The organism is Jatrophihabitans endophyticus (assembly GCF_900129455.1).
In the GTDB taxonomy this organism is placed as follows: Bacteria; Actinomycetota; Actinomycetes; order Mycobacteriales; family Jatrophihabitantaceae; genus Jatrophihabitans; species Jatrophihabitans endophyticus.
On record NZ_FQVU01000003.1, the window covers coordinates 765183 to 791558 of the forward strand.

Annotated in this window: 29 protein-coding genes, 1 tRNA gene and 1 rRNA gene; 29 read left to right on the top strand and 2 right to left on the bottom strand. The window is 74.0% G+C overall.

Annotation, left to right across the window (positions count from 1 at the left end):
- Window positions 1-17: 17 nt before the first annotated feature.
- The 3 genes from rrf (at window position 18) to BUE29_RS13790 (ending at window position 1931) form a co-directional block, all read left to right on the top strand.
- A 5S ribosomal RNA gene (gene rrf, locus BUE29_RS13780) occupies window positions 18-134 on the top strand.
- Between the two features lie 666 nt (window positions 135-800).
- Window positions 801-1424, top strand: a complete 624-nt coding sequence (locus BUE29_RS13785) for a tetratricopeptide repeat protein (RefSeq protein ID WP_200800185.1) — start codon at window positions 801-803, stop codon at window positions 1422-1424.
- 135 nt (window positions 1425-1559) lie between these two features.
- Window positions 1560-1931 (top strand): single-stranded DNA-binding protein, encoded by a 372-nt coding sequence (locus BUE29_RS13790; protein ID WP_073390864.1) that lies wholly within the window; start codon window positions 1560-1562, stop codon window positions 1929-1931.
- On the opposite strand, the gene BUE29_RS13795 is transcribed toward BUE29_RS13790, so the two are convergent.
- A complete protein-coding gene (locus tag BUE29_RS13795) occupies window positions 1876-3153 on the bottom strand; it encodes a DUF1015 family protein (protein WP_073390865.1) in 1278 nt (425 codons plus the stop codon). The genes BUE29_RS13790 and BUE29_RS13795 overlap by 56 nt on opposite strands.
- A 37-nt stretch (window positions 3154-3190) precedes the next feature.
- Here BUE29_RS13795 and BUE29_RS13800 point away from each other — a divergent pair, with 37 nt between their 5' ends.
- On the top strand, window positions 3191-4312 hold the full coding sequence (locus tag BUE29_RS13800) for an HAD-IIA family hydrolase (protein ID WP_073391173.1): 1122 nt from the start codon (window positions 3191-3193) through the stop codon (window positions 4310-4312).
- Window positions 4313-4355: 43 nt separating this feature from the next.
- On the opposite strand, the gene BUE29_RS13805 is transcribed toward BUE29_RS13800, so the two are convergent.
- Entirely contained in the window at window positions 4356-4694 is a 339-nt protein-coding gene (locus tag BUE29_RS13805) for an SCP2 sterol-binding domain-containing protein (RefSeq protein ID WP_073390866.1), read from the bottom strand.
- A gap of 266 nt (window positions 4695-4960) precedes the next feature.
- Between BUE29_RS13805 and BUE29_RS22535 the strand changes: the two genes are divergently transcribed.
- The 25 genes from BUE29_RS22535 to BUE29_RS13925 all read left to right on the top strand — a co-directional run bounded on the left by BUE29_RS22535 (window position 4961) and on the right by BUE29_RS13925 (window position 26305).
- Window positions 4961-5131: a hypothetical protein gene (locus BUE29_RS22535; RefSeq protein ID WP_159440876.1), complete on the top strand. Its 171-nt coding sequence runs from the start codon at window positions 4961-4963 to the stop codon at window positions 5129-5131.
- 44 nt (window positions 5132-5175) lie between these two features.
- The gene (locus BUE29_RS13810; RefSeq protein ID WP_073390867.1) at window positions 5176-5988 is read left to right on the top strand and encodes a TlyA family RNA methyltransferase; all 813 of its coding nucleotides are present in this window, start codon (window positions 5176-5178) and stop codon (window positions 5986-5988) included.
- On the top strand, window positions 5985-6887 hold the full coding sequence (locus BUE29_RS13815; protein WP_073390868.1) for an NAD kinase: 903 nt from the start codon (window positions 5985-5987) through the stop codon (window positions 6885-6887). The genes BUE29_RS13810 and BUE29_RS13815 overlap by 4 nt, the downstream gene beginning before the upstream one ends.
- Before the next feature lie 281 nt (window positions 6888-7168).
- Entirely contained in the window at window positions 7169-9103 is a 1935-nt protein-coding gene (locus BUE29_RS13820; protein ID WP_073391174.1) for a DNA repair protein RecN, read from the top strand.
- A gap of 123 nt (window positions 9104-9226) precedes the next feature.
- Window positions 9227-10405: a putative cytokinetic ring protein SteA gene (steA, locus tag BUE29_RS13825; protein ID WP_073390869.1), complete on the top strand. Its 1179-nt coding sequence runs from the start codon at window positions 9227-9229 to the stop codon at window positions 10403-10405.
- Window positions 10406-10424: 19 nt separating this feature from the next.
- The gene (locus BUE29_RS13830) at window positions 10425-11342 is read left to right on the top strand and encodes a copper transporter (RefSeq protein ID WP_073390870.1); all 918 of its coding nucleotides are present in this window, start codon (window positions 10425-10427) and stop codon (window positions 11340-11342) included.
- A gap of 17 nt (window positions 11343-11359) precedes the next feature.
- On the top strand, window positions 11360-11755 hold the full coding sequence (locus tag BUE29_RS13835; protein WP_073390871.1) for a hypothetical protein: 396 nt from the start codon (window positions 11360-11362) through the stop codon (window positions 11753-11755).
- Window positions 11756-11859: 104 nt separating this feature from the next.
- Complete coding sequence (locus BUE29_RS13840; protein ID WP_073390872.1) at window positions 11860-13569, top strand: CTP synthase; 1710 nt, start codon at window positions 11860-11862, stop codon at window positions 13567-13569.
- Window positions 13570-13573: 4 nt separating this feature from the next.
- Window positions 13574-14188, top strand: coding sequence for an NUDIX domain-containing protein (locus BUE29_RS13845; RefSeq protein ID WP_073390873.1), 615 nt, complete (start codon window positions 13574-13576; stop codon window positions 14186-14188).
- Window positions 14188-15144, top strand: a complete 957-nt coding sequence (locus BUE29_RS13850; RefSeq protein WP_073391175.1) for a site-specific tyrosine recombinase XerD — start codon at window positions 14188-14190, stop codon at window positions 15142-15144. Before BUE29_RS13845 ends, BUE29_RS13850 begins: the two co-directional genes overlap by 1 nt.
- A 126-nt stretch (window positions 15145-15270) precedes the next feature.
- Window positions 15271-16128: a ParA family protein gene (locus tag BUE29_RS13855; RefSeq protein ID WP_407657331.1), complete on the top strand. Its 858-nt coding sequence runs from the start codon at window positions 15271-15273 to the stop codon at window positions 16126-16128.
- Window positions 16125-17093, top strand: coding sequence for a segregation and condensation protein A (locus tag BUE29_RS13860; RefSeq protein WP_073390874.1), 969 nt, complete (start codon window positions 16125-16127; stop codon window positions 17091-17093). The genes BUE29_RS13855 and BUE29_RS13860 overlap by 4 nt, the downstream gene beginning before the upstream one ends.
- Window positions 17090-17983: an SMC-Scp complex subunit ScpB gene (gene scpB, locus BUE29_RS13865; RefSeq protein WP_073390875.1), complete on the top strand. Its 894-nt coding sequence runs from the start codon at window positions 17090-17092 to the stop codon at window positions 17981-17983. Before BUE29_RS13860 ends, scpB begins: the two co-directional genes overlap by 4 nt.
- Complete coding sequence (locus tag BUE29_RS13870) at window positions 17973-18776, top strand: pseudouridine synthase (RefSeq protein ID WP_073390876.1); 804 nt, start codon at window positions 17973-17975, stop codon at window positions 18774-18776. Before scpB ends, BUE29_RS13870 begins: the two co-directional genes overlap by 11 nt.
- Window positions 18769-19449 carry a (d)CMP kinase gene (gene cmk, locus BUE29_RS13875; protein ID WP_073390877.1) on the top strand — a complete coding sequence of 227 codons (681 nt, stop codon included), beginning with the start codon at window positions 18769-18771 and terminating at the stop codon, window positions 19447-19449. Before BUE29_RS13870 ends, cmk begins: the two co-directional genes overlap by 8 nt.
- A gap of 35 nt (window positions 19450-19484) precedes the next feature.
- Window positions 19485-20864 carry a ribosome biogenesis GTPase Der gene (gene der, locus BUE29_RS13880; protein ID WP_073391176.1) on the top strand — a complete coding sequence of 460 codons (1380 nt, stop codon included), beginning with the start codon at window positions 19485-19487 and terminating at the stop codon, window positions 20862-20864.
- A 36-nt stretch (window positions 20865-20900) separates the two neighbouring features.
- A tRNA-Pro gene (locus BUE29_RS13885) sits at window positions 20901-20974 on the top strand.
- A gap of 31 nt (window positions 20975-21005) precedes the next feature.
- Window positions 21006-21614, top strand: coding sequence for a cardiolipin synthase ClsA (locus tag BUE29_RS13890; protein WP_073390878.1), 609 nt, complete (start codon window positions 21006-21008; stop codon window positions 21612-21614).
- On the top strand, window positions 21611-22516 hold the full coding sequence (locus BUE29_RS13895) for a DUF881 domain-containing protein (protein WP_073390879.1): 906 nt from the start codon (window positions 21611-21613) through the stop codon (window positions 22514-22516). The genes BUE29_RS13890 and BUE29_RS13895 overlap by 4 nt, the downstream gene beginning before the upstream one ends.
- Complete coding sequence (locus BUE29_RS13900) at window positions 22513-22845, top strand: small basic family protein (protein ID WP_073390880.1); 333 nt, start codon at window positions 22513-22515, stop codon at window positions 22843-22845. The genes BUE29_RS13895 and BUE29_RS13900 overlap by 4 nt, the downstream gene beginning before the upstream one ends.
- Window positions 22842-23642 carry a DUF881 domain-containing protein gene (locus BUE29_RS13905; RefSeq protein WP_073390881.1) on the top strand — a complete coding sequence of 267 codons (801 nt, stop codon included), beginning with the start codon at window positions 22842-22844 and terminating at the stop codon, window positions 23640-23642. Before BUE29_RS13900 ends, BUE29_RS13905 begins: the two co-directional genes overlap by 4 nt.
- A 134-nt stretch (window positions 23643-23776) precedes the next feature.
- Window positions 23777-24163, top strand: a complete 387-nt coding sequence (gene gcvH / locus BUE29_RS13910) for a glycine cleavage system protein GcvH (protein ID WP_073390882.1) — start codon at window positions 23777-23779, stop codon at window positions 24161-24163.
- Between the two features lie 253 nt (window positions 24164-24416).
- Window positions 24417-24938 (top strand): oxoglutarate dehydrogenase inhibitor Odhl, encoded by a 522-nt coding sequence (gene odhI / locus BUE29_RS13915; protein ID WP_073390883.1) that lies wholly within the window; start codon window positions 24417-24419, stop codon window positions 24936-24938.
- Window positions 24935-25705, top strand: coding sequence for a transcriptional regulator FtsR (gene ftsR / locus BUE29_RS13920; RefSeq protein WP_200800187.1), 771 nt, complete (start codon window positions 24935-24937; stop codon window positions 25703-25705). Before odhI ends, ftsR begins: the two co-directional genes overlap by 4 nt.
- A gap of 129 nt (window positions 25706-25834) precedes the next feature.
- The gene (locus tag BUE29_RS13925) at window positions 25835-26305 is read left to right on the top strand and encodes a bifunctional nuclease family protein (protein ID WP_143168172.1); all 471 of its coding nucleotides are present in this window, start codon (window positions 25835-25837) and stop codon (window positions 26303-26305) included.
- The last annotated feature ends 71 nt before the right edge of the window (window positions 26306-26376 follow it).

Sequence of the window (26376 nt, forward strand, 5' to 3'; positions counted from 1 at the left end):
CCATATCTCCATAGAGTTTCGGCGACCATAGCGAGAGGGAAACGCCCGGTCCCATCCCGAACCCGGAAGCTAAGCCTCTCAGCGCCGATGGTACTGCGCGGGCCACTGCGTGGGAGAGTAGGACGTCGCCGGACACACTTTGACGACGAGGGTCGTTCGGTTCGCCGAACGGCCCTCGTCGCATTTAAGCGTTGTCTTCGCACGGGATGGATCAAATTATGTCAACTCCACGACGGTCTGATGCGCGCACGGGTACCGGCGCACGTCGGAGGGAGGATCGCCCGGCGCCGTCCGAAGCGCGCGGGTCCGGCCAGCGCAGTCGGGCCGCTGGCGCGGGTCGTGGGTCGACCGCGGGCCGCCCGGTTGCCGGTCGTGACGCCCGTCGGCGCTTCGACGACCCGAGATCTGCCGGTCGCGACGGCGCCGGCGATCGCGGGCGCCGGAACGGCGAACGCCCTACGACGAGCGAACGCGGCGCCGGTCGCGATCGTGCGGGCCGCGGCGCGGGCGCGGGAGCCTCGAACCCGCGTGGTGGGGCACGGTCGGGTGGCAACTCGCCGCGCTCCTCCGAGCGGGGGGATCGGCGCGACGGTGCGGGGCGCACTGCCGTGCCGCGTGGCACGGACAGTAGGTCGAACCGCGGGTTCGCCGGAGGCCGCCCGGACTCGGGTCGAGGCGGTCGGGGTGCGGACGCGCAGGTCCCGCGGGCTGGCGATCGCCGGCCGTCCGGCGGCGGCCGCGACGTTCGCGTCACTGGCGCGCAGAGCGGTCCGGGGATCCCGGAGGATGTCGATCCGACGTTGCTCGAACGCAGCGTGAAGGCGGAGCTGCGTTCGCTGAGCAAGTTGAATGCGGATGCGGTCGCCCGCTACCTGGTTGCCGCCGGTCAGCTCGTCGACGACAACCCGGCCCGCGCGCTCGAATACGCACGAGCGGCCCGCAACCGCGCCGCGCGGGTCGCAGCGGTGCGCGAGGCGGTCGGCACGGCGGCGTACCACGCGGGCGAGTGGAACGAAGCGCTCACCGAGCTGCGCACTGCACGACGTATCTCCGGCGATCCTCGCAACCTCGCGGTGATGGCCGACTGCGAGCGGGCACTCGGGCGCCCGGCGCAGGCTCTGCGGCTGTTGAGTGACCCCGGTGTCGGAGCGCTCGACCCGGAGGCGCGTGTCGAGCTGTTCATCGTGGTGGCCGGCGCCCGACGTGATCTCGGCCAGCTCGACGCCGCTCTGGCCGTCCTGGCTCGGGGTGGGCTCGATCGCAACCGGCCGCGCCCGGGCGCGGCTCGGCTCTGGTACGCCTACGCCGATGCCCTGGCCGCGGCAGGCCGTAGTGAGGACGCGGCGTCGTGGTTCGCCGCGTCGGCCGCGCTCGACCCGACCGGTGAACTGGACGCAGCGGAGCGGGCGGCCGATCTGCTCTGACGGCGGTTCGGCGGCGTCGCGCCCGACGCACAGCGTGCCGACAAGATGGGTCGACACCGTCCACAGCCCGTGCCGCTGTCCACAGCCGGGCGCGGGTGGCCCCTGAACGCACCCGGATCGCGCAGGGTGGGGGTCATGACCACCGCACCCGATGACGACGACAACCACGTCTTCCTGCGCGGCCGACTGGCCGACGAGCCGACGACCAAGGAGCTGCCGAGCGGTGACGAGCTCACCGTCTTCCGGTTGACGGTGTCCCGGCCCCCGGGCGATCGAGTCCGGGTCGACAGCATCGAGTGCGCCACGACGCGCGCGAGGCCCAGACGTGCGCTCGAGCGAGCGGCGGTGGGCGCGGTCGTCGAAGTGTCGGGCAGCCTGCGCCGTCGTTTCTGGCGCGGCCCCGCCGGTCCGGCCAGTCGGTACACCGTCGACGTCGCGACGGCGCGGGTGATCAGGTCTGATCGCGCAGGCGGCGCATCACGAGCCCGGACGCCGGCTTCGGCGTGAACAGCGTCGACTTGCGCGGCATGCGAGCGCCCGCCGCGGCAACCGCAGCGACCGCGGCGACGGGTGTGGGTCGCAACAGCACGGCAACGCCGGCGTTCGCCGTCGCGTGGGTCACGGCTTCGGCCACGTCATGGGCGTAACCGACGGTGTGCACGTCGTCGACGAGACCCAACGCCTGCTCGACCACGCCGCGGTGGAGCACGGTGACGTCCAGGGCGGTCAGCCCCGGGTCGTCGCCGTCGCGCGCGGCCGCCTCGGCGAGGCGGCCGGTCGGGTCGGTCAGCAGGATGCCGCGAACGCCGTCGGTGATCACCGCGGCGAAGCCGGTCCGGTCGGCGAGTCCGGAGAGCGCCGTCACCGGGTCGTCGACCGGCGTCATGTCGCCCCAGCCGGCGAGCTGGGCGGTGAACTGCTCGAGCGACACGCCGGCGAGCGTGCGGTGAATCGGGTGCACCTGCGGCCCGTGCTCGGTGGTGTCCACGAGCAGGGCCAGACCGCGGTCCCAGACCCCGGCTCCGTCCGTCGCCCGCCGCAGCCGCTGCCGCTCCCGATAGGTCGCGTACCGGTGATGGCCGTCGGCGATCAGCGCGCGTCGCGTACCCAAGTCGTCGGCGACCCGCCGATGTGCCGCCGGATCGGTGACCGACCAGAGGCGGTGGGTGATGCCGTCGGGGGTGACGGCGGTGGCCACCGGTTCCTCGGCGTCGACCGCAGCCACCAGCTCCGACGCGCGACCGCCACCGTCGTACACCAGGTAGATGGGCTCGAGGTCGGTCTCGGTCGACGTCATCACCGCGAGCCGGTCGGCGACCGGGCCGGCCATGGTGTTCTCGTGCGGCAGGATGACGCCGTCGGCCGGATCGCGCAGCTCGACCGCGCCGAGCAGTCCCCGAGTCACATGGCCGTCGGCCTCACGCATCTCGTAGACGTAGAGAGCCGGGTCGTCGTCCACGCGGAGCAGGCCCTGCTCGACCCAGCCGTCGAGTCGCCGCGCCGCCGCCTCGTACCCGCTCGACGTCGGGTCGGGCAGGACCACCGAGACGGCGTTGTCGGCGTCGGTCGCGAGCAGTTCGGCGCGCCGGGCGTGGTCGATGACGTCGTAGGGCGGGCAGAGCAGCCGCCCCAGTCGATCGACGCCGACGGTGGGACGCAGCCCGCGCATCGGAGCCAACGACAGGCCGGTCGTGCTTCGCTGCGAGGAGTGCTCCGCTGCATCGCTCATGTCTGGCGATCGTACGCAGATCGGCGGTCGTGCGATCATGCGACCCGTGAGCTCGACCCTTCGCGGAACGGACCGTGCGCCGGCGGACAGGTACGACGTGGCGCTGCTCGACCTCGACGGGGTGGTCTACGTCGGGCGCGATGCGGTGCCCGGCGCGCCGGCGGCATTGGCCCGCGCGCGCGAGCGCGGGATGCAGCTCGCCTTCGTGACCAACAACGCGGCCCGGCCGCCGCAGACGGTGGCCGAGCACCTGACAGAGCTCGGTATCGCGGCGCGCAGCGGCGAGGTGATCACGTCCTCGCAGGCGGCGGCCCGGTACCTGGCCGAGCACCTGCCGGCCGGCGCGACGGTATTGGTCCTCGGTACCACTGGCTTGTACGAGGCACTCGCCGAGCAGGGGCTCGCGACGACGACCACCGCCGGAGAGACGGTCGCCGCGGTGGTGCAGGGCTACTCGCCGGACATGAACTGGGCGCTCCTCGCCGAGGGGGCGGTCGCCCTCAACTCCGGCGCGCTGTGGGTGGCGACGAACGTCGATCCCACCGTGCCCTCGCCCCGCGGCCCCCTGCCCGGCAACGGGTCGCTGGTGGCGGCCCTGCAACTGGCCACGCGGCGGCGCCCGGTGATCACCGGCAAGCCCGACCCGACGATGCACCGCGAGACCCTCATCCGCACCGGCGCCGAGCGACCGCTGGTCGTGGGCGACCGGCTCGACACCGACATCGAGGGCGCGAACGCCGTCGGGTGTCCGAGCCTGCTGGTGCTCTCCGGCGTCACCGACGTGCCCGACCTGCTCGCCGCCCCCGAGCAGCTGCGCCCGACGTATCTCGGGCCCGACGTCTCCGCCCTGCTCTCGCCGCACCCCGAGCCGCAGCTGTCCGCGCGAGAAGCACGCTGCGGGACCTGGGCGGTGTCGGTGAGCGAGAACGCGCTCGAACTGCGTCAGCTCGGCGCCGCTCCGGGGGCCGCCGACGGCGGCCCGGGGGCAGTGGCGGTGTTCGACGACGCGTCGCTGGACGCGACGAGGGCGCTGTGTGCGGCCCGGTGGGAGTTCGTCGCCGACAGCGCGCGACCGGCGATCGTCGTGGCGCCCGACGGGGACCACGCCGCAGCCGAGATGATCCGCCGGCTCGGTCTGGCCGGTCGCCAGGGCGCATAACCCGGGCCGGGGGCGGGCGCCGGGGAGTGGCCGAGCGGCCGGCTCAGAGCAGCGATCGCAGCAACAGCAGGTCGCGGACGCCGGCACCGACCTTCACTCGCCCGGTGGCGAGCGCCGGTCCGATCCGCAGTGAGCCGTCGACCAGCTCGAGCAGATCGTCGCTGCCGAGTTCGAGACGTACCTGCGCCTGGGGATCGGACGCCCGGGCGATCCCGGTCAGCTTGCCGTCGTCCAGCAGCCCGGTGAAGACGACACCGAGATCGCGCACCGTGCAGCTCAGCGTCCGCCGGACGCGCGCCTGCCGGGGAGCTGCCTCACCGTTGTCGGACAGGCGAGTGGCGAGCCGGTGCAGCGCGTCCTCGCACTCCTCGACGGTGGCCACGGCGTCCCTTGCGGTCGGCGGGTCGACAGCGCCGGCCCGGCTGATTTCGGGGCGGGCCGAACCGGAGTCCGATAGGTCGCACCCGCCGAACGGCGACGCTACCGCAGCCGGCTGCGGGGTACGGTCGGAGGCGACGAGCGCGACCGCTGTACCCGCGCGACGCCAGGGCGGCGGCCGACGACGCCCGAGGCCGGACATCGACGGATCGGAGCACGACTGTGGAACCACGGGAGGATCACGGCCCGGGTTCCCGTGTCGGCGAGCGCGTGGTTCCCGCCACGCCGGCAGGTGCCGCCTCGGCGACGAGCGCACCCGTAGCCGAGGCGCTGCGCGAACTGGACGGCCTCGCGGAGAAGCCGTTGGCCGAGCATCCCGACGGGTACGCCCGCGTGCACGCCGGCCTGCAACGGGCGCTGGCCGAGATCGACGACGCCTGAGGTCCGAGGACCACGGCGACGACGACGGAACGAGACGAGTCCGCATGCCCAGACGGTTGTCGCGCCTGGACGCCGAGCTGGTCCGGCGCGGCCTGGCCCGCTCGCGCGAGCACGCCGCGGCGTTGATCGCGGCCGGTCGGGTCGAGGCGCACGGTGTGGTGGCGCGGAAGGCGGCGACCTCGGTGGGGTCGGACGCGTCGCTGCGGGTGACCGCCGACGACGACGACCCCGGATACGCGTCGCGGGGTGGGCACAAGCTGGCCGGCGCGCTGGCGGCCTTCCCCGAGATCGTGGTCGCGGGACGCCGCTGCCTCGACGCCGGGGCGTCGACCGGCGGGTTCACCGATGTCCTGCTCCGGGCGGGAGCCGCGCAGGTGCTGGCCGTCGACGTCGGATACGGCCAGCTCGCGTGGTCGTTGCGCACGGACGAGCGGGTCGAGGTCCACGATCGCAGGAATGTCCGCACGCTGCGGCCGGAGGACCTCGGGGGTCCTGCCGACCTCACCGTGGCCGACCTGTCGTTCATCTCGTTGCCGATCGTGCTGCCGGCGCTGACGGCGTGCACGTCGGCGACCGGGGACCTGCTGCCGATGGTCAAGCCGCAGTTCGAGGTGGGCCGGGAGCGTCTCGGCGCGAAGGGTGTCGTCCGCGATCCGGCGCACCGGGCCGAGGCCGTCGTCGCGGTGGCCGCGGTGGCCGCCGAGCTCGGCTGGCACGTCCAGGGCGTCGTCCGCAGCCCGCTGCCCGGGCCGTCGGGCAACGTGGAATTCTTTCTGTGGCTGCGACGTGATGTCGCGGCGCGGCTCGGCGCCGACGACATCGTCGAGATCGTGACGGCGGACGGAGGGGTCGGATGAGAGCGGTCCTGCTCGTCGTGCACACCCAGCGCCGACGCATCGTGTCGCTGGCCACGCAGGCAGCGCGTCAGCTCCGCGGCGCCGGCTTCGACGTCCGCATGCTGCTCGAGGAGGCCGACGCGTGCGGCGGCGAGGGCGTCACGCCCGCCGACGCACCCGACGCCGCGCGCGGCTGCGAGTTCGCGCTCGCGTTCGGCGGCGACGGCACCTTCCTGCGTGCCGCCGAACTGGCGCGACCGGCGGGCGTCGCCATGCTCGGGGTGAACCTCGGTCACGTGGGGTTCCTGGCCGAGGCCGAGCCGCAGGAGCTCGCGGCCCGGGTCGACGCGCTGGTCGCGGGCCGCTACACCGTCGAGGAGCGGGTCACCGTCGACGCCGAGATCGTGCTGGACGGCGCGGTCCGGCACCGGGCGTGGGCGCTGAACGAGGTCTCGCTCGAGCGGACCAACCGGGAACGCATGCTCGAGATCGCCGTGGCCGTCGACGAGCGGCCGATGCTCCGCTTCGGGTGTGACGGGCTGCTGTGCGCCACGCCGACGGGGTCGACGGCGTACGCGTTCTCGGCCGGCGGTCCGATCATCTGGCCCGACGTCGACGCGATGCTGATCGTGCCCAACGCCGCCCACGCGCTCTTCGCCCGGCCGGTGGTGGTGGCACCGACGTCGGTCGTCGACATCGACCTGGTCAGCGCCGAACACGCGGCCATGCTGAGCGCCGACGGTCGGCGGTCCTTCGCCGTGCCGGCCGGCGCACGGGTGCGGGTGCGCAAGGGCGAGCTGCCGGTCAGGGTGGTGCGCCTGGACGACGTGCCGTTCACCGACCGGCTCGTCTCGAAGTTCCAACTCCCGGTGCGCAGCCTGCGGGAGGCGTCCCCACCGATCCCCGACCTCGACGAGTGAACCCGACCGATCGACACCGCGGCGGTTGTGGACCGCGAGCCGCCGCCGTCACCGCAGCCCGATAGCCTGCCGGAGTGGCGGCGAGGTCGGCGGGCGGTGACGGCCGGTCAGGACGCGCGGCCGCCGCGCCGAGCCGCCGGGCCGCGGCCGGCGGCGGGCGCAAGGCCGGGCGTGCCGCCGGGTCCACCCGCCGCGTCGGCCGGGCCGAGCCGAGCGGCCCCGACCCCACGAGCGGGGCGGCCGCGCAGCCGGGTGCCGGCGCATGGTCGGGCCTGGAGGAGCTGCACATCCGGGGTCTCGGCGTCATCGAGGACGCCGTGCTGCCGCTCGGTCCCGGGCTGACCGCCGTGACCGGCGAGACCGGCGCCGGCAAGACCATGGTCGTCACCGGCCTGCTGCTGCTCTTCGGCGGTCGCGCCGACGCCGCGCGTGTGCGCACCGGGGCCGCGCAGGCCAGTGTGGACGGCAGGGTCGTCGTCGGGGACGACTCGGCCGTGGCCGCCCGCGTACGTTCCGCCGGCGGCGAACTCGACGGCGGCGAACTCGACGGCGACGAACTCGACGGCGACGACCGCGACGCCGACCACTCCACGGGCGGCGGCGGCGACCGCGACGACCGGGACGACCGGGGGACGGGAGCGAGCCGGCCGGGCGGCCGCACGGCGGCCCTGTCGCTGCGCCGCGTCGTGAACGCCGGTGGCCGGTCACGGGCCTTCGTCGGCGGCGCCGGCGCCCCGGTCGCGGTCCTCGGCGAGCTCGCCGAGCGGCTGGTGGCCGTGCACGGTCAGTCCGACCAGCTGCGCTTGGTCCGGCCCGCGGCGCAGCGGGCCGCGCTGGACCGCTACGCCGGCGTGGACGTGGAGCCGTACGCCAGGGCGTTCGCCGCCTGGCGCGAGGCCGACGCGCGCCTGCGTGAGCGCACCGGCCGCGCGGCTGAGCTGCGGCGCGAGGCCGACCTGCTCGCCCACGGGGTTGCCGAGATCGACGCGATCGCCCCCGAACCCGGTGAGGGGGAGGAGCTGACCCGGCTGGCCGCCCGGCTCGGTCACGCCGACGCGCTCACGACCGCGGCCCGCACCGCACACGACGCGCTGCTCGGCGATCTGGACGACTCCGGGGGCGGCGACGTCGCGCAGCTCCTCGCCGCGGCCGCCCGCGCGCTCACCCAGCAGCAGGGCGACGACGCCGAGCTCGACGCGCTCGCCATGCGACTGACCGACCTGAGCGCGCTCGCCGCCGACCTCGGCGCCGAGCTGGGCGCCTACGCCGACTCGCTCGACACCGACCCGGCCCGCCTCGACCAGATCGAGACCCGTCGGGCGGCGCTCGCGGGACTCGTGCGCAAGTACTGCGACGAGCCGGAACCGAGCATCGACGGCGTGCTGCGCTGGGCGGCCGCGGCGCGGGAGCGGCTCGCCGAGATCGACGTGTCCGACGAGGCCGTCGACGCGCTGCGGCAGCGGGTCGCCGACACCGCGCGCGAGGCGGCCGAGCACGCGGCGGCCGTCTCGGCCCGGCGGCGGGCCGCGGCCTCCCGGCTGGGCGAAGCCGTGACCGCCGAGCTGGATGGCCTCGCGATGGCCGACGCCCGGGTCCGCGTCGACGTCCGGACCCGGCCGGCGGGCGCCGGGACGGCGGTGCTCACCGTCCTCACCGCCGACGGCGAGGTCGAGGCCGGGGCGAGCGCGGACGGCGTCGACGACGTCGAGCTGCTGCTGCAGCCGCATCCCGGGGCGCCGGAGCTGCCGATCGCCCGGGGGGCGTCCGGCGGCGAGCTCTCCCGGGTGATGCTCGCCCTCGAGGTGTGCCTCATCGAGGGCACGGACGGCACGGGCAGCGCGGGCGCCCCCGGCCGGGTGCCGCCGGAGGCCGCGGGGACGTCGGTGCCCACGCTCGTCTTCGACGAGGTCGACGCCGGGGTGGGCGGCCGCGCCGCGGTGGAGGTCGGCCGGCGGCTGGCCCGGCTCGCCCGCGACCGGCAGGTCCTCGTCGTCACCCACCTCGCACAGGTCGCCGCCTTCGCCGATCGTCAGGTCGTGGTCGACAAGCCGCAGGGGGGAGCGACGAACGCAGGCGCCGTGACCGCCAGCGACGTGCACGTCGTCGCGGGCGACGACCGGGTGGCCGAGCTGGCCCGGATGCTCGCCGGGTCGGACACCGCGACCGCCCGCGAGCACGCCGCCGAACTGCTCGCCGACGCGGCACGGCTGCGCTGACCGCGGCGTCGGGCACGCGCCGGTGATCCTCCCGGCAACCGTGTTCATGTGCGTTTCACAACCGGCACCGGCCCGCGTGGCGTAACCGGGTCGAGCGCCGTCCCGGTGGCACCATTGGCCACCATGAAGCTCGCAACGCTGCGCCGCCGCGCCGAGACGCTGCCCGGCGTCAGCGGTGTCGCCCGGCTCGACCGGGCGACGACCCGGCTCGCGGGCCGCCTCAACCCGGGCGACGTCGCGATCATCGACCACGTCGACCTCGACCGCGCCACCGCCGAGACGCTGCTGGCCGCCAGGCCCGCGGCGATCGTCAACGCCCAGCCCTGCATCTCGGGCCGGTACCCCAACCTCGGCCCCGAGCTGGTCGTCGCCCACGGCGTGCCGCTGCTCGACAACGTCGGCGGCGAGGTCTTCGCGGCGGTCAAGGAGGGCGCGAAGGTCCGCGTCGACGGCGACACCGTGTACGTGGGGGAGACCCCGATCGCCAGCGGCACCGTGCAGGACGCCGACACCGTCGAGACGCTCATGGCCGAGGCCAAGGCGGGACTGGCCTCGCAACTGGAGGCGTTCGCGGTCAACACCGGCGAGTTCATGACCGGCGAGCGCCGGTTGCTGCTCGAGGGTGAGGGCATCCCCGCGCTGACCACCCGCATGCGGGGCAAGCACGTCCTGGTCGTCATGCGCAGCCACGAGTACGCGTCCGACCTCAAGGCGCTGAAGAGCTACATCCGCGAGTACCGGCCGGTGCTGGTCGGCGTCGACGGCGGCGCCGACGCGCTGATCGAGGCCGGGCACACGCCGGACCTCATCGTCGGAGACATGGACGCGGTCTCCGACACCGCGCTGGCCACCGGGGCGGAGGTCGTCGTGCACGCCTACCCCGACGGCCGCGCGCCGGGCCTGCTGCGCGTCCAGGACCTCGGCGTGCCGGCCGTGACCTTCCCGACCGCGGGCACCAGCGAGGACGTCGCGCTGCTGCTCGCCGACGAGGGCGAGGCCGAGCTCATCGTGGCCGTCGGCAGCCACGCCGACCTCACCGAGTTCCTCGACCGGGGCCGCGCCGGCATGGCGTCGTCGTTCCTCGTCCGGCTCAAGATCGGCGCGAAGCTTGTCGACGCCGCGACCGTCACCCGGCTGTACCGCAATCGGATCTCGGCGGCGGCGTTGCTGCTGCTCGTGATCGGTGCCCTCGTGGCGGTCGCGGCGGCCCTCGCCGTGTCCGACGCCGGGCGCACCTACCTCACCACCCTGTCCGACGACGTCGGCCGGTTCTTCGACTGGCTGCAGGACTCCTTCTCGTGAGTCCGTCCGGGAGCTGTTCGTGATTTCCTTCCGCTACCACATCGTCTCGATCGTCGCCGTCTTCCTCGCGCTCGCGCTGGGGATCGTCGTCGGCGCGACCGCGCTCAACGGCCCCATCACGAAGGACCTGCGCAACCAGGTCGACGACGTGAAGTCCCAGCGCGACGACCTGGCCGACCAGGTCAAGAAGCTGCAGGGGCAGGTCGACGACGCCGGCGAGTTCGCCACCACCTACGGCTCGCAGCTCGTCGCCAAGACGCTGACCGGCCGCTCCGTCCTCGTCGTCAGCCTGCCGGGGACCACTCCCGGGATGCAGGACGGCGTCACCGAGCAGATCGGCGCCGCCGGCGGCAAGGTCAGCGGGCAGTTGACCGTCACCAAGGCCTACCTGGACGCCAGCCGCGGCAGTGAGATCAACACGCTGGCCACCGGCCCCGCCCACCCGATCGCCTGGACGGCGCCGGAGACCGACGACACCGGCAAGCTCGGCGCGTCGCTGCTGGCCTACGTGCTGCTCGGCAAGGGGCAGCCGACCGACGTCAAGCAGGTCGTGAGCGCCTTCGCCGAACGGCACCTGGTGTCGGTCGCGGGCAGCGACATCGCGCCCAGCACCACCGTCGTCGTGCTGGGTCGCGGCAAGCTCAAGAGCGACAGCTACGCGGCACGCAGCCAGCTCGCGCTGGTCGACGCCCTCGTCGCGGGCGGCGGCAAGGTCGTGGTGGCCGGCGACGACACGTCGGCCGCCGACGGCGGGGTGATCGGCACGGTGCGCAAGCAGTCCACCGACCGCGACTCGGTGTCCACGGTCGACGACGCCAACTCCTCGCTCGGGCAGGTGTCGACGACCCTCGCGCTGGCCGCCGCGGTGAAGGGCCAGGCCGGGCACTACGGCACGCAGGACGGCGCCGACGCGCTGTTCCCGACCCCGGCGCGCTGACCGCGGGACCGCCACCGATGGAGCTCCCCGGCCCGCCGCGGGCCGTCGCCGCCCTCGCCACCTTCGTGCGCGAGCGGCTGGCCGACGTCTCGGACACTATCGCCCCGCTGTGGCAGGTGGGTCAGGGCGTCCTCGGCGGTCGTGACCGGGCCGATGTCGTCACCTCCGTCGACCCCGACTCCAAGGCGCTCGCGACGGCCCGGCAGTTCGCCGCCGTCGTCGTCGGCGCGACCGCCCCGTTCGCGCCCAACCCCTACGCGCGGGCACGGCTGATCCGCCAGCTGCACGCCACCGGCCTGCTCACCGCCGACGAGGTGTACCGGGTGACCGTGGCGACGGCGACGCTCGACGGGCCGGCCGCGCAGCCTCGGATCGTCGACGCCGACGTGGTGGGCGAGCGCCGCACCGGCTGACGGCGTCCACGCCGGACCGGCCGACACCGCCGGTTCCCGACACGCGGGTCGGCACCGGGCACGGCGCGGCCACCGGCCGGGTGGTCGTGTTAGCGTGAACGTCCGTGGATCGAACGCCTCAGGGCACGCAAACGACACGGCATCTCTTCGTCACCGGTGGGGTGGCGTCCTCACTCGGCAAGGGGCTGACCGCCTCCAGCCTCGGCACGCTGCTCAAGGCACGCGGCCTGCGGGTGACGATGCAGAAACTGGACCCGTACCTCAACGTCGACCCCGGGACGATGAACCCGTTCCAGCACGGCGAGGTCTTCGTGACCGAGGACGGCGCGGAGACCGATCTCGACATCGGGCACTACGAGCGCTTCCTCGACACCGACCTCGTGGGCTCGGCCAACGTCACGACCGGGCAGGTGTACTCCGACGTCATCGCCAAGGAGCGGCGCGGCGAGTACCTCGGTGACACCGTGCAGGTCATCCCGCACATCACCAACGAGATCAAGGACCGCATCCGGGCCATGGCCGAGCCCGGTCCGGACGGTCTCGCACCGCACATCGTCATCACCGAGATCGGCGGCACCGTCGGCGACATCGAGTCGTTGCCGTTCCTCGAGGCCGCCCGGCAGGTCCGCCACGAGGTCGGCCGCGACAACTGCTTCTACCTGCACGTCTCGCTGGTGCCCTACCTCGCGCCGTCGGGCGAGCTGAAGACCAAGCCGACGCAGCACTCGGTCGCCGCCCTGCGCAGCATCGGCATCGCGCCCGACGCCGTCGTGTGCCGCGCCGACCGGGACCTGCCCGAGGGCGTCCGGCGCAAGATCGCGCTCATGTGCGACGTGGACGCCGAGGCCGTCGTCGCCGCCGTCGACGCGCCGAGCATCTACGAGATCCCCAGGGTGCTGCACGGCGAGGGCCTCGACGCCTACGTCGTGCGCCGGCTCGGGCTGCCGTTCCGCGACGTCGACTGGACGGTGTGGGGCGACCTGCTCGATCGCGTGCACAGCCCCCGCGCCGAGGTCACCGTCGGCCTGGTCGGCAAGTACGTCGACCTGCCCGACGCCTACCTGTCGGTGGTCGAGGCGCTGCGCGCCGGCGGGTTCGCGCATCGCACCAAGGTGCACATCCGCTGGGTGCCGTCGGACTCCTGCGACACGCCGGCGGGCGCGGCGAGCGCGCTGGCCGGTCTCGACGGCATCGTGATCCCCGGCGGCTTCGGCATCCGCGGCATCGAGGGCAAGGTCGGCGCCTTGCGTCACGCCCGGGAACGTCGACTGCCCGCGCTCGGGCTCTGTCTCGGCCTGCAGTGCATGGTCATCGAGGCCGCACGGCACCTGGCGGGCATCGAGGACGCGAACTCCGCCGAGTTCGAGCCGGAGACGCCGAACCCGGTCATCGCGACGATGGCCAGCCAGGTCGCGGCGGTCGCCGGCGAGGCCGACCTCGGCGGCACGATGCGCCTCGGCGCCTACCCCGCGACGCTCGTCGCCGGCTCGGTCGTGGCCGGTGCCTACGGCACCACCGCCGTGTCCGAGCGGCACCGGCACCGCTACGAGGTCAACAACGACTACCGGACCGACCTGGAGAAGGCCGGGTTGGTGGTGTCCGGCGAGTCCCCCGACGGCCGGCTCGTCGAGTTCGTCGAGCTGCCGGCCGAGGTGCACCCGTACTACGTGGCGACGCAGGCGCACCCCGAGCTCAAGTCCCGCCCCACGCGCGCGCACCCGCTGTTCCGCGGCTTCGTGAAGGCAGCCCTGGACTACAACGCCGCCGAGCGGCTGCCGGTCGAGATCCCGGCCGCCGCCGACGGGGGGGCCTGAGCGCATGGGGGAGCTCGACGACTACGAGCTGCTGTCGTCCGAGGTGCTGTTCCGCGGCCGGGTGCTGACCGTCCGGCTGGACGACGTGCGGATGAGCGACGGCACGACCGCCCGGCGTGAGCTGGTCGAGCACCCGGGCGCGGTCGCCGTCGTCGCGCTGGACGAGGAGAACCGGGTGGTACTCGTAAATCAGTACCGCCACCCGGTGCGGGCGCGGCTGGACGAACTGCCCGCCGGGCTGCTCGACGTCGCAGGCGAGCCGGCGCTCGCCGCCGCGCAGCGCGAACTGGTCGAGGAGGCCGGGCTCGCCGCCCGGGACTGGCACGTGCTGCTGGACCTGCAGACCTCGCCGGGCATGACGAACGAGGCGGTTCGGGTGTTCCTGGCCCGCGGGCTGTCCGCCGCCGACACCGGCGGGTTCCGGCCCGAGCACGAGGAGGCCGCGATGACGGTCTCGCGCGAGCCGCTGGCCGAGGCGATCCACCGGGTGCTCTCGGGCGGCATCACCAACGCCATCGCGGTCGCGGGACTGCTCGCCGCGGTGCACGGTCGCGCGACGGAATGGCGCGACCTGCGCCCGGCCGACGCGCCGTGGCCGGGCCGGGTCGGGCAGCGCTGATGGTGCTGGGGACGGCGTCGCGTTCGGCGCCGGCGACGCTGGTGCGCAGCTACCTCGACCACCTCGCGGTGGAGCGCGGCGTGGCCGCGAACACGTTGAGCTCGTACCGGCGCGACCTCGCCCGCTACGTCGACTACCTGACCGGCCGTGGGGTGACCGCGATCGGTGACGTCGACGCGGCGCTGGTCGGCGGTTTCCTGCCCCACCTGCGCGAGGGCGACGACGACCACCCGCCGCTGTCGGCCTCGTCGGCGGCCCGGGCGGTCGTGGCGGTGCGGGGCCTGCACCGTTTCGCGCTGCGCGACGGTCTCGTCGAGGTGGACGTCGCCCGCGAGGTGCGTCCCGCCGCGCCGCCTCGCCGGCTGCCGAAGGCGATCGCGCTGGACGACGTCGAGCGGGTGCTCGAGGCCGCCGGCTACGCCCGCACCACCCTCGCCTACCGCGACCGCGCGCTGCTGGAGCTGCTGTACGGCACCGGCGCCCGCATCTCCGAGGCCGTCGGCCTCGACGTCGACGACCTCGATCTCGTGGACGACACCGTGCTGCTGCGCGGCAAGGGCGGCAAGCACCGTCGCGTCCCCGTCGGGTCCTACGCGGCCAAGGCGCTGTCGACCTACCTCGTGCAGGCGCGTCCCGTCCTCGCCGAGGCCGGTCGCGGCACTCCCAAGGTCTTCCTCAACTCGCGCGGCGGCCCGCTGTCGCGGCAGTCGGCCTGGGTCGTCCTGCGGACCGCCGCCGAGCGTGCGGGCCTCACCGTGGAGATCTCGCCGCACACGCTGCGGCACTCGTTCGCGACGCACCTGATGGAGGGCGGGGCCGACGTCCGCGTGGTGCAGGAACTGCTCGGCCACGCCTCGGTGACGACGACGCAGATCTACACCCTGGTCACCGTGGACACGCTGCGCGAGGTGTATGCGAGCGCGCATCCGCGGGCGGGACGCGCGGCGACCAGCTGACCTGCAGGGCGCGGTGCCGGCCGGTGTAGCGTCGGCGTCCGACCTCGGACGAGCCGGAACAGGGGGCACGCGGCAGTGACCGATTCGACGCCGGGTGCGGCCGAGCCCACCGCTGCGTCGGACGCCCTGTTCGCCGTGGAGCGCGTCAAGGCCGTCGACCCCGCCGTCGCCCGCGCGAAGCGCGACGTCCCCGAGCCGCCGCCGCTCGACAAGCACGGCCCCGCCCGCGTCATCGCGCTGTGCAATCAGAAGGGCGGCGTCGGCAAGACGACGTCGGCCATCAACCTCGGCGCCGCGCTCGCCGAGCTCGGCCGCCGGGTGCTGCTCGTGGACTTCGACCCGCAGGGCGCGCTCTCGGTGGGGCTGGGCGTCCAACCGCACCAGCTCGAGCGCACCAGCTACAACCTGCTCATGGAGCGGGGCGTGTCCATCGACGAGGTGCGCCGCAAGACCGCGGTGCCCGGCATCGACCTGCTGCCCAGCAACATCGACCTCTCGGCGGCCGAGATCCAGCTCGTCACCGAGGTGGGGCGCGAGCAGACGCTGGCCCGCGCGCTCGCCCCGGTCCTGCCCGAGTACGACTTCGTGCTCATCGACTGCCAGCCGTCGCTCGGGCTGCTCACCGTCAACGCCCTCACCGCGTCGCAGGGCGTGATCATCCCGCTCGAGTGCGAGTTCTTCAGCCTGCGCGGCGTCGCGCTGCTGATCGACACCATCGGCAAGGTGCAGGACCGGCTCAACCCGCAGCTGCAGCTCGACGGCATCCTCGCCACGATGTACGACGGGCGGACGCTGCACGGTCGCGAGGTCTTCCAGCGGGTGCTCGACGCCTTCGGTGACAAGGTCTACGACACCGTCATCACCCGCACGGTGCGCTTCCCCGAGACGACGGTCGCCGGCGAGCCCATCACGTCCTGGGCGCCGTCGTCGGCCGGGGCCAAGGCCTACCGGCATCTCGCCCGCGAGGTCATCGCTCGCTCATGAGCGACACCAGGACCGACACCCCGAACGCCGCCGGCACCCCGAACGAGACCGGGACGGCGTCCGGCGGCCCGGGGGAGGCGACGACCCTCGCCGACGTCGCGGCCGATCCCACGATCCTGCCGCTGGACGCCGAGGACGTCGATCTCGCCGACCTGGGCGCGGAGGCGACGGGCGCGCCCGACGACGGCGCGTTCCGGGTGCGGCTGGAGAACTTCGAGGGGCCGTTCGACCTGCTGCTCAGCCTGATCAGCCGTCGCCAGCTCGACGTCACCGAGGTCGCGCTGTCGCAGGTGACCGACGAGTTCATCAGCTACCTGGCCGGGATGGACACCTGGGACCTCGGCAAGGCGACCGAGTTCCTCGTCGTCGCGGCCACCCTGCTCGACCTCAAGGCCGCCCGGCTGCTGCCGGCGGCCGAGGTGGAGGACGAGGAGGACCTCGCACTGCTCGAGGCGCGCGACCTCCTCTTCGCCCGGCTGCTGCAGTACCGCGCGTACAAGCTCGCCGCCGCCCACCTGCAGGAGCTCGAGCAGCGGCAGTCGCGGCGGCACGGCCGGGCCGTCGAACTGGAGCCGCGCTTCGCCGAGCTGCTGCCCGAGGTCCTGATCGGGGTGAGCCCGCAGCGGTTCGCCATCATCGCCGCCGGGGCGCTGGCGCCCAAACCGGTGCCGATGGTGGGCACCGACCACGTCCACGCGCCGCCCGTCAGCGTCGCCGAGCACATGGGCATCCTGCGCGACCGGCTGCGCCGACAGGGCTCGGCGACCTTCCGCTCGCTCGTCGCCGACTGCAGCATCACCCTCGAGGTCGTGGCCCGCTTCCTGGGGCTGCTCGAGCTCTACCGCGAGGGCTCGGTCGCCTTCGACCAGGTGGAGGCGCTGACCGAGCTGCGGGTGCGGTGGACGGGCGGCGCGACGGAGGCCGACGCGCCCGAGAACACGTCCGCGGACGAGGAGTATTCGTGACCGACCCCCATCCGAGCACCGCGGCCGACCCGGCCGCCGCCGGCGACCGCGAGGAGCGCCCCCTCGGCGACCCGCTCGACGCGATCAGCGTCGCCGCCGAGGCCGACGTCGTGGCGGCCGAGATCGAGGTGCCCGTCGATGGCCCCGTCGGCGTCGCCGTCGGTGCCGCTGCCGAGGACACCGGCACCGACGGCGGCCGGCTCCCGGGCGTGCTGGCCGCCCGGCTCGCCGAACCCGGGGAGCTGCGCGCCGCCGTCGAGGCGGTGCTGTTCGTCGTGGAGGCACCGGTGAGCGTGGCGTCGCTCGCGGCGACCCTGGAGCAGACGACCGACGCCGTGCAGGGGGTGCTCGCCGAGCTGCGCGCCGGCTACGACGAGCGCAACGCGGGCATGGAGCTGCGTGACGTCGCCGGCGGCGTGCGGCTGTTCACCCGCGCCGAGCACGCCGACGTCGTCGAGCACTTCCTGCGCGACGGGCAACGCAGCCGGCTCAGCCAGGCCGCGCTGGAGACCCTCGCCGTCATCGCCTACCGCCAGCCGGTGACCCGCGCGCGGGTGTCGGCGATCCGCGGTGTGAACGTCGACGGCGTCGTGCGCACCCTGCTCGCGCGCGGCCTCGTCGTGGAGGTCGGCACCGATCCCGAGACCGGCGGCGGGCTGTTCCGCACCACCGAGCTCTTCCTGGAGCGGATGGGGCTGCGCTCGCTGGCCGAACTGCCCTCGCTGGCGCCGCTGCTGCCCGACCTCGCTGCCCTCGACGGGATCGACGGGATCGACGGGATCGACGTCTCGGGTGGGCTCGACGGCGCGGACGGGATCGCCGGGCCGGGTCTGGACGCCGTCACCGACAGCGACACCGACACCGACAGCGACGGCGACGATGACGGCTGAGCAGCCGGGTGGTCCGGCGGAGCCGGAGGGTGTGCGGCTGCAGAAGGTGCTGGCCGCCGCCGGCATCGGCTCGCGCCGTCGCAGCGAGGAGCTGATCGCGGCCGGTCGCGTGACCGTCGACGGCGAGGTCGCCGAGCTGGGGGCGCGCGTCCACCCGGGCACGGCGGTGATCCACGTCGACGGTGACCGGGTGGTCGTGCGTGCGGACCTCGTCCACCTCGCGCTGAACAAGCCACGCGGCGTGGTGAGCACGATGAGCGACGAGCGGGGCCGTCCCAGTGTCGGCGATCTGCTGGCCGACCATCCCGACATCGAGCGGGAAGGGCTCTTCCACGTCGGGCGGTTGGACGCCGACACCGAGGGGCTGCTGCTGCTCACCAACGACGGCGACCTCGGGCACCGGCTGATGCACCCGTCGTTCGGGGTGCGCAAGACCTACCTGGCGACCGTCCCCGGCCCGGTCGGCAAGGGGGTGGGCCGGGCGCTGCTCGCCGGCGTGGAGCTGGACGACGGCCGCGCCGTCGCCGACACGTTCCGGGTGGTGCAGAGCGAGGGCGGGCGCGCCATCGTCGAGATCGTCCTGCACGAGGGGCGCAACCGGATCGTGCGGCGGATGCTCGACCACGTCGGGCACCCCGTCCAGCGGCTCGTGCGGACGGCGATCGGCCCGGTGCGTCTCGGCGGCCAGCGACCGGGGACGTTCCGCGCACTGGGCCGTGACGAGCTCGCCGGCCTGCACCGCCTGGTGGAGGAGCCGGCCGGTCCGGGTCCGTATCCTGACCGCCGTGAGTAGCGAAGCCCAGCCCGAAGCGTTCACCGGCGTCGTCGCCCTCGACGGCCCCTCGGGGACGGGCAAGTCGACGGTCGCGCGCCGGCTCGCCACGCGCCTCGGCGCGCGGTACCTCGACACCGGGGCCATGTACCGCGCCGCGACCGTGGCCGCGTTGCGAGCCGGCGTCGCCCTCGACGACGGGGTGGCCGTCACCAAGGTCGTCGAGGACGCCGAGATCCGGATCTCCACCGATCCCGAGCAGGCCTCGGTCCGCCTCGACGGCGACCCCGTCGACGCCGAGATCCGCAGCGCCGAGACGACCGCCGCCGTGTCGGCCGTGTCGGCCGTCCCGGCGGTCCGGGCGCTGCTCGTCGACGCGCAGCGCGAGCTGATCGGCGACGGCGGCATCGTGGTCGAGGGACGCGACATCGGCTCGGTGGTGTGGCCGACCGCCGCGCCGAAGGTGTACCTGACCGCCAGCCCGGAGGCGCGGGCGCGGCGCCGGGCCGGCGAGCTGGGCGCCGACGTGCAGTCGGTCGCCGGCGACATCGCGCGACGCGACGGGCTCGACAGCACCCGGGCGGCCTCACCGCTGGCGCAGGCCGCCGACGCCGTCGAGCTCGACACCACCGAGCTCGACGTCGACCAGGTCGTCGACCGGCTGCACGAGCTCACCGTGGCCGCCGACCGCTGACCTCCCGCGCCACGGGGCGCAGCACAATGGAGGGCATGAGCGAGCCCGAGGACGTCGTCGACCGCGAGACCCCCGGCGCTGCCGCCGAGGAGGAGGACGTGCTCGCCGCCCCGGTGGTCGCCGTGGTCGGCCGTCCCAACGTCGGCAAGTCGACGCTCGTGAACCGCATCCTGGGCCGGCGCGAGGCGGTCGTGCAGGACGTGCCCGGCGTCACGCGCGACCGCATCGCCTACGACGCGCTGTGGAACGGACGTCGCTTCACCCTGGTCGACACCGGCGGATGGGAACCCGACGCGAGCGGGTTGCAGGCCATGGTGTCCGCGCAGGCCGAACGGGCGGTGACGACCGCCGACGCCGTGCTGTTCGTGGTGGACGGCCGCACCGGGGCCACCGAGACCGACCTGACCGTCGCCCGGACGCTGCGCCGGGGCTCGCGGCCCGTCGTCCTCGTCGCCACCAAGATCGACGACGAGCGCTTCGAGCCCGACACCGCCGAGTTGTGGTCGCTGGGGCTGGGGGAGCCGCACCCGGTCAGCGGCCTGCACGGTCGTGGCAGCGGCGACCTGCTCGACGTGCTGCTCGACGTCCTGCCCGAGGCGCCGCGGGAGACCGAACGGCACGGCGGCCCGCGGCGCGTCGCGCTCGTGGGGCGCCCCAACGTCGGCAAGTCCAGCCTGCTCAACAAGCTCACCGGCGAGGACCGCTCGGTGGTCGACTCCGTCGCCGGGACGACCGTCGACCCGGTCGACAGCCTCGTCGACCTGGGTGGCGACACCTGGCGCTTCGTCGACACCGCCGGGCTGCGTCGCCGGGTCAACCAGGCCAGCGGCATGGAGTACTACGCCAGCCTGCGCACCGCCGCGGCCATCGAGGCGGCCGAGGTCGCGGTGGTGCTGCTCGACGCCGCCGAGCGGCTCACCGAGCAGGACCAGCGCGTGATCGCCGAGGTCGTCGACGCCGGTCGCGCGCTCGTCCTCGCGTTCAACAAGTGGGACCTCGTGGACGACGACCGGCGCGAGCAGCTCGGCCGGGAGGCCGAGCGCGACCTCGCCCGGGTCGGCTGGGCGCCGCGGGTGAACGTGTCGGCGCGGACCGGCCGCGCGGTCGAGAAGCTCGCGGGCGCGCTGCACACCTCCCTCGAGTCCTGGGACCGCCGGATCCCGACCGGCCGGCTCAACAGCTGGCTGACCGAGGTCGTCGCGCAGACGCCGCCGCCCGCGCGGGGCGGCCGGTCGCCACGGGTGCTGTTCGCGACGCAGGCCGACACCCGCCCGCCGCGGTTCGTGCTGTTCACCACCGGCTTCCTCGAGGCCGGCTACCGACGCTTCGTCGAACGCCGCCTGCGCGAGGACTTCGACTTCACCGGCACGCCGATCGAGATCTCGGTGCGGGTGCGCGAGAAGCGGGGCCGCTGATCGCGTTCGAACCGTCCCGGTATCGTGTACCTGTCGCGGGACGTGGCGCAGCTTGGTAGCGCACTTGACTGGGGGTCAAGGGGTCGCAGGTTCAAATCCTGTCGTCCCGACAACGGGCACGAACGCGGGGCAGGGGGTCCGGTGAGCGAGACGGACCCCGGCCCGGCCGCCACCGAACGTGTCTGGACGATCCCCAACGCGCTGTCGGTGCTGCGGCTGCTGGGCGTCCCGCTGTTCCTCTACCTGCTGCTCGGCCCGCACGCCGACGTGTGGGCGCTGGTCGTCCTCGCGGTGTCCGGCTTCACCGACTGGCTCGACGGCGTCCTCGCCCGCGCGCTGCACCAGCAGAGCCGCGTCGGCGCCCTGCTCGACCCCGCCGCCGACCGGCTCTACATCCTGGCGACGCTGGCCGGGCTCGTGCTGCGCGACGTCATCCCGCTGTGGCTGGCGGTCGTGATCGTCGGGCGCGACGTCGTGCTCGGCGCCGCGCTGCCGCTGCTGCGACGCGCGGGTTACGCGCCGCCGGAGGTGCACTACCTCGGCAAGGCGGCGACGTTCTGCCTGCTGTACGCGTTCCCGCTGCTGCTGCTCGGGACCTACGACGGGTGGGTCGCCGACGTCGCCCGCGCCGCCGCCTGGGCCTTCACGGTGTGGGGGACGGCGCTGTATCTCTGGGCGGGCGCGGTCTACCTGCGCCAGGTCACCGGGTTGCTGCGTCACCCCGTCCCCGTCGGGACGGTGACGTCGTGACCGCCGATCCCGGGGATGCGCCCGCGGACCGGCGCCTCGCCTCGACCCGGCTGCTGGCCGAGCTGGTGAACAACACCCTCGACCCCGGCTACGCCGCGGCGGCCCGGCGCCGGCCACCGGGCGCCACGCGCCGGTGGGACGTGCCGATCGTGGCCGTCGGCGCGCTGCTCGTCGGGTTCCTGCTCGTCGTCGCCTACGTGCACACCAATCGCGGGGCGCCGGCGGCCCAGCGCGTGCACGACAGCCTCGTCGAGCGGGTCCGGGCCGCGCAGGACGGCGCGGACGCCCTCGCCGGGGACCTCGCCCGTACCGAGGACGACCTGGACCGGCAACAGGCCGCCGCGTTGCCGACGACCGGGGCCCTGGCCCGGTCGCTGTCGCGCGCGCAGCTCGAGGCCGGCCAGGTGGCGGTGCACGGGCCCGGCCTGGTCGTGACGCTCGCCGAGCCACCCGCGCCGAGCGCGTCGTCCGCGCCCGGGCGTGCCGGGTCGGTCCCCGTCGCCGCCACCCATATCCTCACCGACCGTGACATCCGTGCCGTGGTCAACGAGCTCTGGGGCGACGGTGCCGAGGCGATCGCGGTGAACGGCGTCCGGCTGACCCCGACGAGCGCCATCCGCTTCGCCGGCGAGGCCGTCCTGGTCGACTTCCAACCGCTGACCTCGCCGTACCGCATCTCGGCCATCGGCGACGCCGACACGCTCGCGACCGACTTCGCGCAGAGCGCGTCGGCGAGCAAGTACCAGACCCTGGCCGGCGCGTCGGGCATCGGCTTCCGCTTCCGCAACGAGTCCGACATCTCCCTGCCGGGGAGCGCGTCGGTGACGCCGCGTTACGCATCGCCCGCGCCGTCCCCTTCGGCGTCGGCATCGGCGTCGGGGTCGCGGCGGGGTGGCCGATGATCGCTGCATTCGCGCTCGTCGTCGGCATCGTGCTGGGGCTGATCTTCCGACCCACCGTGCCATCGTGGCTCGAGCCCTACCTGCCGATCGCCGTGGTCGCCGCGCTCGACGCCGTGTTCGGCGGTGTGCGGGCCCGCCTGGACGGCATCTTCGACGCCAAGGTCTTCGTGGTGTCCTTCATCTCCAACGTGCTGGTCGCCGCGCTGATCGTCTTCCTGGGCGACAAGCTCGGCGTCGGCGGGCAGCTGTCGACCGCCGTGGTGGTCGTCCTGGGCATCCGCATCTTCGGCAACGCCGCCGCGATCCGCAGGCACGTGTTCCGCGCATGAGCGACGACCCCACGGCCGGCGAGCCCGCCGACGAGCCGGCCGAGCCCGTCGAGTCCGTCGAGTCCGTCGAGCGCGACCGGCCGCGGCCGCGGCGGGGCTGGCGGCACAACCGGCACGCGTCGGCGGCGGTCATCGGCGTGTTGACGCTGGTGCTCGGGTTCGCCATCGCGGTGCAGGTGCAGGCGAACTCCGGCGAGGACAGCCTGAGCGGCCTGCGCGAGGACGACCTCATCGGCATCCTCGACAACCAGAACGCCCGCGCCGACCGGTTGCGTCGGCAGATCGCCGAGCTGCAGGAGACGCTGAACCGGCTCAAGGACAGCGGTGACCGCTCGGCCGCGGCCCGGCAGCAGGCGCGACAGGAGGCGCAGGCGCTGGGCGTCCTGCTCGGCACGCTGCCGGCGACCGGGCCGGGTGTCGTCGTCGCCGTCACCGACCCGCGGGCCACGTTGACGGGCGAGGACCTGCTCGACGTCGTGCAGGAGCTCCGCGGCGCCGGCGCCGAGGCGATCGAGTTCGGCGCGGCCGGCGGCACCGTCCGGGTGAGCACCACGACCGCCTTCGGCGGTGGGGACGGCGGGCAGCCCGTGACCGTCGACGGCATCACGCTGCGCGCGCCCTACCGCGTGGTCGCGATCGGCGACGCGACCACCCTGGACACCGCGCTCAACATCCCCGGTGGCATCGCGGCCACCGTCCGCGCCGCCGGCGGCGAGCTGACGGTGGCCGAGCGCGCCCGGGTGACGATCACGGTGACGCGGGCGCTGCCCGTCCCGACGCACGCCAAACCGCGGTAGCGGTGCCGGGGTCGACGGTCCCGTCACCGGCCCCGACCGTCGTCGGTTAGGGTCGGTCCCGCTGGTCGCACGACCGCCCGCCGCACCCCCGCGGTGGTGCTCCGTCCGCCGCACCGTCCGAGGAAAGGCCGCGCATGTCCGACGTCCCCGACGACCTGAAGTACACCGCCGAGCACGAGTGGGTGCGGGTCACCGACGGGTCCCGGACGGTGCGCGTCGGCGTCACCGACTACGCCCAGGAGTCGCTGGGCGACGTCGTCTACGTGAACCTCCCCGACATCGGCGCCAGCGTCGAGAAGGGCGCGGCGGTCGGCGAGATCGAGTCGACCAAGAGCGTGTCGGACATCTACGCACCGCTGTCGGGCTCGGTCACCGCGCGCAACGACGCGCTCGACGACCAGCCCGAGCTGATCAACTCGAGCCCGTACGGCGACGGGTGGATCCTCGAGATCGAGGTCTCCGAGGACGCCGAGCTCGCCGACCTGCTGGATGCCGCCGCCTACGGCACGCTGGCCGGCTGAGCCGGGTCGTCGGCCGGGTCGTCGGCCGGGTCGGACGGCCGGGCGCGACCCGGTGTCGTGGTCGTGGCCGACCCCGCCCGGGCGTCCCGCACCTCGATTGACCCTCCGGCGCGAGCAGTCCTAGGCTCGGGCCACGTCCGGACCCGCATCACGAGCCACAACCGACCCACAACCGCTTTCGCACCGTATTCCGCACCGACACTGCAACGGCGTTCCCCGCGATCGACCGTCACGAGACACGAAGGGTGGACGCGTGTTCTGTACCGCCTGCGGCACCGAGAACCAGCCCGGTAGCCATTTCTGCGCCCAGTGCGGCGCGGCGCTGCCTGCGGCTGCCTCCGGCGGCGCCGACGTCACCTCGACGATCAACCCGACGACCGGGTCCCTGCCCGACACCGACTCGGAGTTCTCCGTCGAGCCGCACCAGGGCGCCGTCGACGCGTTGACGCCGGGTTCCGCGCTGCTGGTCGTGAAGCGCGGCCCCAACGCGGGCAGCCGTTTCCTGCTCGACCAGGACGTCACCTCGGCGGGTCGCCACCCCGACAGCGACATCTTCCTGGACGATGTCACCGTGAGCCGCCGTCACGCAGAGTTCCGCCGGGAGGGCAGCGGCTACACCGTCCACGACGTCGGGTCGCTGAACGGCAGCTACGTGAACCGCGAGCGCATCGACGCCGCCCCGCTGTCCGGCGGCGACGAGGTGCAGATCGGCAAGTTCCGCCTCGTCTACCTGACCGCGGCGGTACGCACCGGTGTCGGGGCGTCGAACGCGTGACGTCCCTGAGTGCGGCCGCGGGGGGGACGTCCCCGAACCAGTCGGCGACCCTCACTATCGGTGACGTCCTCGCGAGCCTCAAGGTCGACTTCCCCGACCTCACCATCAGCAAGATCCGCTTCCTCGAGTCCGAGGGGTTGGTCCAGCCGCAGCGCACGCCCTCGGGCTACCGCAAGTTCGCGGCCGGTGACGTCGCGCGGCTGCGGTACGTGCTGTCCCAGCAGCGTGACCACTACCTGCCGCTGCGGGTGATCAAGGAGCAGCTGGACGCGATCGACCGCGGGCTGGTGCCGCCCGGGACGTCCACCGACAGCCCGCGCCCGGCGCACGTGGCGCTGGCCACCATCGCCGACAACGCGCCCACGGCCGACCACTTCCGCGCCGCCCCGGCCGCGATCCGGATGTCGCGCGAGGAGCTGCTCAACGCCGCCGGGCTGCGTTCCGAGCAATTGCGCGAACTCGAGCAATTCGGTCTGATCAAGAGTCAGCCCGGCGGTCACTACGACGACGACGCCCTCGCCGTCGCCAAGATCGTCGCCGATCTCGCCCACTTCGGGCTCGAGGGCCGTCACCTGCGCGCGTTCCGCACCGCGGCCGAGCGCGAGGTGGGGCTGTTCGCCCAGGTGGTGGGCCCGACGGGTCGCCAGCGCGGGGGAGAGGCCAAGGCTCGCGCCGAGGAGACCGTGCGCGAGCTCGCCGCGCTCTCGGTCCGCCTGCACGCCGCGCTCGTGCAGATCGGCCTGCGTGAGGTGACCGGCGGCAGCTAGCCGCCGCGCGTCCCGCCGGCGTCGAGCCGACGTCGTCGACCCGCTCGACCGGTGTCGCCGGGAACCCCTCGACCGGACGAGCGTGTAGCGTCGACGGTGGTCGCGTTGCCCGAGGCAGGAGGTCGAATCGTGCATCCGATGCGAGTGGTCGGCGTCCGCGTCGAGCTCCCCGCGAACCAACCGGTCGTCCTGCTCCGCGAGGAGGACGGCGTGCGCTACCTGCCGATCTGGATCGGCGCCGTCGAGGCCTCGGCCATCGCCTTCCAGCAGCAGGGTGTGCAGACGCTGCGACCGCTCACCCACGACCTGCTGCGCGACGTCATCAAGGCCCTCGGCGTACGGCTGGAGGCCGTCCACATCACCGAGATGCGCGACGACGTCTACTACGCCGAGCTGCGCTTCAGCGGCGGCGTCACCGTGAGCGCCCGCCCGTCGGACGCGATCGCCCTCGCGCTGCGCAGCGACGTGGCCATCCTCGGCTCCGATGCCGTCCTCGACGCCGCGGGCATCGAGATCCCCGACGAGCAGGAGGACGAGGTGGAGAAGTTCCGCGAGTTCCTCGACACCATCACACCGGAGGACTTCGCCTCGGGCGGATGACCGGGCATCAACCTCGACATGAGGGTTAGTTGGCACGGCGCGTCGCATTGACCGCGACACCCCGCCCGACC

Bases quoted from the DNA above. Each gene is read 5' to 3' on its own strand.
- BUE29_RS13790 (WP_073390864.1), top strand. From the start codon at position 1,560: ATGACCACCGCACCCGATGACGACGACAACCACGTCTTCCTGCGCGGC.
- BUE29_RS13795 (WP_073390865.1), bottom strand. From the start codon at position 3,153: ATGAGCGATGCAGCGGAGCACTCCTCGCAGCGAAGCACGACCGGCCTG.
- BUE29_RS13800 (WP_073391173.1), top strand. From the start codon at position 3,191: ATGCGACCCGTGAGCTCGACCCTTCGCGGAACGGACCGTGCGCCGGCG.
- BUE29_RS13810 (WP_073390867.1), top strand. From the start codon at position 5,176: ATGCCCAGACGGTTGTCGCGCCTGGACGCCGAGCTGGTCCGGCGCGGC.
- BUE29_RS13815 (WP_073390868.1), top strand. From the start codon at position 5,985: ATGAGAGCGGTCCTGCTCGTCGTGCACACCCAGCGCCGACGCATCGTG.
- steA (WP_073390869.1), top strand. From the start codon at position 9,227: ATGAAGCTCGCAACGCTGCGCCGCCGCGCCGAGACGCTGCCCGGCGTC.
- BUE29_RS13835 (WP_073390871.1), top strand. From the start codon at position 11,360: ATGGAGCTCCCCGGCCCGCCGCGGGCCGTCGCCGCCCTCGCCACCTTC.
- BUE29_RS13845 (WP_073390873.1), top strand. From the start codon at position 13,574: ATGGGGGAGCTCGACGACTACGAGCTGCTGTCGTCCGAGGTGCTGTTC.
- BUE29_RS13850 (WP_073391175.1), top strand. From the start codon at position 14,188: ATGGTGCTGGGGACGGCGTCGCGTTCGGCGCCGGCGACGCTGGTGCGC.
- BUE29_RS13860 (WP_073390874.1), top strand. From the start codon at position 16,125: ATGAGCGACACCAGGACCGACACCCCGAACGCCGCCGGCACCCCGAAC.
- BUE29_RS13870 (WP_073390876.1), top strand. From the start codon at position 17,973: ATGACGGCTGAGCAGCCGGGTGGTCCGGCGGAGCCGGAGGGTGTGCGG.
- der (WP_073391176.1), top strand. From the start codon at position 19,485: ATGAGCGAGCCCGAGGACGTCGTCGACCGCGAGACCCCCGGCGCTGCC.
- BUE29_RS13900 (WP_073390880.1), top strand. From the start codon at position 22,513: ATGATCGCTGCATTCGCGCTCGTCGTCGGCATCGTGCTGGGGCTGATC.
- BUE29_RS13905 (WP_073390881.1), top strand. From the start codon at position 22,842: ATGAGCGACGACCCCACGGCCGGCGAGCCCGCCGACGAGCCGGCCGAG.
- gcvH (WP_073390882.1), top strand. From the start codon at position 23,777: ATGTCCGACGTCCCCGACGACCTGAAGTACACCGCCGAGCACGAGTGG.